At 62.9% G+C, this 4,869-nt stretch carries 3 protein-coding genes; 2 read left to right on the plus strand and 1 reads right to left on the minus strand.

The window, feature by feature from the left end:
• The coding region (locus OZ10_RS19965) for a transposase (RefSeq protein WP_039412924.1) at window positions 1-172 on the minus strand (172 nt) is incomplete at its 3' end.
• 220 nt (window positions 173-392) lie between these two features.
• Here OZ10_RS19965 and OZ10_RS19970 point away from each other — a divergent pair.
• Together OZ10_RS19970 and OZ10_RS22430 are read left to right on the plus strand one after the other, a co-directional pair.
• Window positions 393-1,031 carry a DUF1629 domain-containing protein gene (locus OZ10_RS19970; RefSeq protein ID WP_039566827.1) on the plus strand — a complete coding sequence of 213 codons (639 nt, stop codon included), beginning with the start codon at window positions 393-395 and terminating at the stop codon, window positions 1,029-1,031.
• Between the two features lie 37 nt (window positions 1,032-1,068).
• Window positions 1,069-4,869 (plus strand): hypothetical protein (locus OZ10_RS22430; protein WP_139051378.1); only part of this gene is annotated, 3,801 nt, incomplete at its 3' end.

A 4,869-nucleotide genomic window follows, 5' to 3' on the forward strand; every position in this document is an offset into this window, starting at 1 on the left:
GGTCCTTGAGCCGCTTGGCGTCGGGCACGCTCATGCCGCCGAACTTGCTGCGCCACAGATAGTACGAGGCCTCACTGAAGCCATGCCGCCGGCATAAGTCCTTGATCGCTATGCCCGCTTCGGCCTCGCGCAGGAAGCCGATGATCTGCTCTTCGGAAAAACGCTTCTTCACGTCCAATCTCCTTGGGGTAGGGAATTGGACTCCAAACTGAGGTGCTACTCAAAATTGGGGGGACGTCGTGTCCAATGGCTCCATCCCTACGCCTCACTTCGAGTTAGCCCTTAGCATCTGCGAACATCAGCCGGAGCTTTCAGCTAAAGTCCAGATTGGCTGACAGGAGTGGTTGAAGGTAAGCTTTTCAGCCAGCCGAGAGGCGGATGGAATGTTTCGTATGGAATCGACAAACGCCGGTCAGCCCAAGCCTGGGGAGTTTTTCATCCTTGAGGCGGGCAAGATAAACGGGCCGACCAACGGCGTGGTCTTCGAAAATTTAGACCGGCTGCTTTCGCCACCGCGGTTGATTCTGCTCCCCGAAGGCGGCGGCTTCCCACCCCTTCGCGAGACCCCGCGCTTGGTCTACAACCCCAGCAAAGGCCCGCCACCTTTGGACCTAGAACCTGGGTTCAGCGGCTACTGGCTGGTGTCTGAGCGGCTCCAGCAAGTCATGGCAACGGTCGACCTCCACGCGTGTGCATTCGCAGAAGTGGACTACCGCCTTGCCGACGGTAGTGCTGGTCCGCGACATTTCCTTTGCGACGTGGTCCAACAAATCGACGCGTTGGATGAAGTGGCCTCACAACTCTTTGTTGACACCACAGAGCCGTTCGTTAACGGCAAGTTCTACGATCTGACGGGCGGGGCCAGCGTTACCTTTGACCGCCAGCGTTTGGGCGACGCTCACGTGTTCAAGACCCCTTACACCGGTGCAGTCTTCTGCGATCGGGTGTTCAAGGACGCCGTGACGGCGGCCGGAATGGCGACCGATACTGACGCCGACGGCCTTTGGCTGATCGACGCTTCGGATATCTAATCGCGCGAGCCCGACGGTTTAGGAAGGAGCCCGATCCATGCCTCGCAGCAGGCCTGTTTTCCAAGACCACCACGCCATCGAGCAACAGACGCTGGATCGAAGCCCCTTGCTCAAAGCGTTGTCGAACGCGGGGCATTTCGATATTCACGCGCCGGAGAACCGACTGTTCCTGCCATCGAACCCCGCGTTTGCGCAGACCCTGGGCATCACCCCGCATAGCGGGGGGCCTATCGCTGACTACCAAGTCGGGCTACGGCAGAGGTTATGGCGCTTGGAGCAGACCCCAGACGGAGTGGGAGCGCTAGCGGGCGATGCGGATGCTCTGGAGCGCATCGCCGGGCGTGTGGAAACGCTGCGCGATACCGTCCGTGTGGGCCTCATTCGAGGCGACCTGCACACCAACGCTCCATTGGGGTTGAGGCCTGACGACATCCGTCCAGGCGTCCAGAACTTCTTTCGCAACGAAGTCGCTTATGGGCAAGCCCATGCCGTGCAACTTCATAGTCTGAAGGGCCATGCGGCGGTGGATAACGGCTGGGCGGCGGTGACGCATACCGAAGCCCGTGTGGCGAGCACGCTCCAGCATATCCAGAGTGTCCCCAACCCTCTGACCCGTGGTGGCGCGGCCGAGCTTCAGCGACATGGTCTGTCTCAAGCCATCTCAAACGCTTACCACGGCGGACGCTTGACCATATCGCCGAGGGGCGTGGCCCTGGTTGAGAACACCTTGGGCGAGGAAGCCGCCAGGCCTTTGCGAGTTCCTCGCGGTCAAAGCGGCGCCGCTTCCATGGAAGTGCTGCTCGGCACGGCGTCGGCCAGCACCTTGGTGCGCTCGGGCGGATTGCTGGCCACCGGCGCAGATGCGGTGTTGACTGCCCGCCGCTCGGCCGAGTTGCTGGAACAGGGCAATGCCACGGCCGCGCAGTCCGAGGTCACTCATGCCTTGGCCCGCAACGTCGGCGGCTGGGCCGGTGGTGCGTCCACGGCAGCAGCGCTGAGCGGAAGCGGCTTCGTGCCCGCGGCGTTGGTGGTCGGTGACGCGCTGCTGATGAGCAAAGCGTTCGACAAAGGTGCCGATCTGCTGGACAACCGCGCCATCTACCACCAGACCGACAAAGCGGGCGTGGAGTGGCAGTTCAACGGTCGCAATTGGCAGCGCGAAGCGGCCATCGACCTCGCTCCGGATGGCCGGCGCACGAGCGGCGAGCAGCCCGTGGTGGCCAGCTACGAGAAATCGCAGGAACTGGGCGCGCTTGCCAACGCCAAGGCAGTGGAGCTGGCGTTGGGCAAAGCATCGCCACCCCAGGACCCGTTCAATCTCCCGGCCCAAGCAAGCGACCAAGTGGGATTGGATAACCAGAACTGGCATCGCAATCCGACCACCGAGCTCTGGGAACGCCAAGTCAAAACCGCCTTATCCGGTGCCAACGACCGGGGCAGCTATGAACACCAAATCGCCTCCCCGGAGCGCGCGCAGCAGCTCAACCGGGAAGCCTTGGCGCGCATCGAAAGCAACATCGCCACGGGGCGCGAAGCCATCGCCACGGCTTACCTGGAAAACCATGCCGCGCAGCGGGCCCAGGCCTATGGAGTGGAAGTGCCGGCGGCAGTGGAAAGCGTCCTCGCCAAGCAAGGCCACGTGCTGGGACACGACAGGCAGGTCTACCAGCGGAGCGAGGCTGGACAGTGGGTCGGCAAGAACGGCGTTGCCACTGGAAATCTGGCGGTAGAGCTGGAACTGACCGACCAACTGTGGCAGCCCTCAATCGAGCGCTCTCAGGAAGCCTTGGCAGCAATCCGGGCGCTTCCCGCGCCCACGGCTGCGCAGATGGAGCACAACGAGCTGCTGCACCGTTACCGGGCCGCAGGCGTCGATCTGAACGTCAACCCGGAGACCCAGCAGGCCGTGGAGCTGGCCGCACGGCGGACTATGGAAGCCAACGGCATCACCGGGCCGACGATGCAGCAGCTACAACGCAATGAGTCCGGTCAATACGGTTATGACAGCCCCATCGCGCACCTCCAGCGCGGTAGCGATGGGCTTACTCGTGTGGTGGCCGTGACCAGCAGCGAAGCCATCCGGCAGGCGTTGAGCGAGGCGCAAGGCAATCGATCAGAGTCGCCAAGCCTAGGGCGCGTGCCTGAGGGAACGGCAGAGGCGAACACCTCGGCCTCCGAGTCGTCCAATCCGCAACAGGTGCTCGACCTCCAGGCGCAAATGCAGGCCTCTGTCGCGGCGCAGGCGCGGCAAGAACGCGAACAGCAAGATCGTCTTGCCCAGGAGCAACACGCCGCGCAGGTGCGTGAGCACCTCCAGCAGGAACAGCCGGAGCACGAAGATCGACCGCAGAGCGAGCAAGTGCTTCAGGCCCACGCGGTGTTGGAAGGTCAACGCCAAGTCGAGCAGCAGCGCGAACAGGAAGAATGCCAACTACAAGACAGGCAGGCACAGACCAGCCAGCAACGCGAGCTGCAAGAGCGTGACGAAAGGGATGTCCACGAACGTCAGGCGCAGGAGCGCCAAGCCCAGGACAACCAGCAGCAAGAGCGCCAGGCTCAAGAAGCCACGCGGGTTGAAGTCCAGGAACGTCAGGCGCAGCAAGCGCAGCAGCAAGACCCCAGCCAGCACGCCTCGCAACAAGCCGACCCTCAGCCGCACGCTCCGACTGCGGCGCTGGCTCAGCAAACGCCGCAGCCCGAGTTGCAGCAGGCAGACGCCTACCAGCAGTTCGAGACGAATAACAAACCGGTAGGCGAACGCGCGGCTCACACTACGCTTGACCCACGGACGCAGGTGCCTGGTCCAGGCGACGCGCAGCCGCGTCAAGCACAAGAAGCGGCACGCGCGCTGGAAAGGCATGCGTTGGAGAGTCGCGATGCTGCGCACCTCCAAGTGCCTCCCTCTGGGCGCCGGGAATCCGGCGACGAACCTATGCAAAGCGTGCAGGCCGATTCGGGGTCCCCGGCGCTGTCTCGCCATGTGCAAACGCAGCCGATGAAGATGGAGCAAGCGTCGGTCCGCCAGCAAGACATGGCACGTGAGCAGGAGGCGGCGCCGGTTCGTGTCATGGCCCCAACGACGCCTGCGTCAGCAGACTCGTTGATTGCATCGAAGGCCGCAGCGCTTACAAATCCTGAGCAAGAAACCAAGGCCGAGCAGCCCCGTCCCTCCGATGGCTCGCTCACTGAGCATGGAGCGAATGTAGGGCCAGCAGAACACTTTGCGCAGGCACACGAGCAGTCCTTGGAAGCCAGCGCTGTGAATCGCTTCCCCGCAGGGTCGGCAGAAGTGGAGGACTTGCGCACCCAATCGACCCCGACGCACGACCGCAGTGCCGCAGACCCGGGTGGCGCACTGTTCCTGGAAGAGACCATGCGCTCGCTGCGTCAACTGCAACAGGAGATTGAGGCGGCGGATCGGGAAGACGAACGCTTCCACCAGGAATGGAGGGAGTATCGCGAGCGCGGAGAACCTTATCCCTTCGCTCAAAAGAGGGCGCTAGACCAGGAGGGTCGCAGCATGGATGCATTCAGCGCGCACCAACCAAGTCACCGCTCGCCCAGAGAAGCGGCCGCGCAAGCCGATGCATTCCCATCTCCAGTTCAGCGCTTTTCCGGTTCAGGGGAAGGGAATGCGCCAAACGACTCGTCGAAAGCTGAGCGCAAATCCATCACGGGCGACCCTGACGTGGACGAAGGGCTCTATGCGCTCGACAGCAAGAACGAACTGGCGATCGAGCAAGCGCTGAACCGAGTCTCCAACAGCGCAGCGACGCAGGCGCTCATCAAAAGAGGCAACGAGTTCCTGGAGGCGCAAGCCCAGCAGGAGGCCCAGGAG

This window comes from Xanthomonas cannabis pv. cannabis (assembly GCF_000802365.1).
Taxonomy (GTDB): Bacteria; Pseudomonadota; Gammaproteobacteria; order Xanthomonadales; family Xanthomonadaceae; genus Xanthomonas; species Xanthomonas cannabis.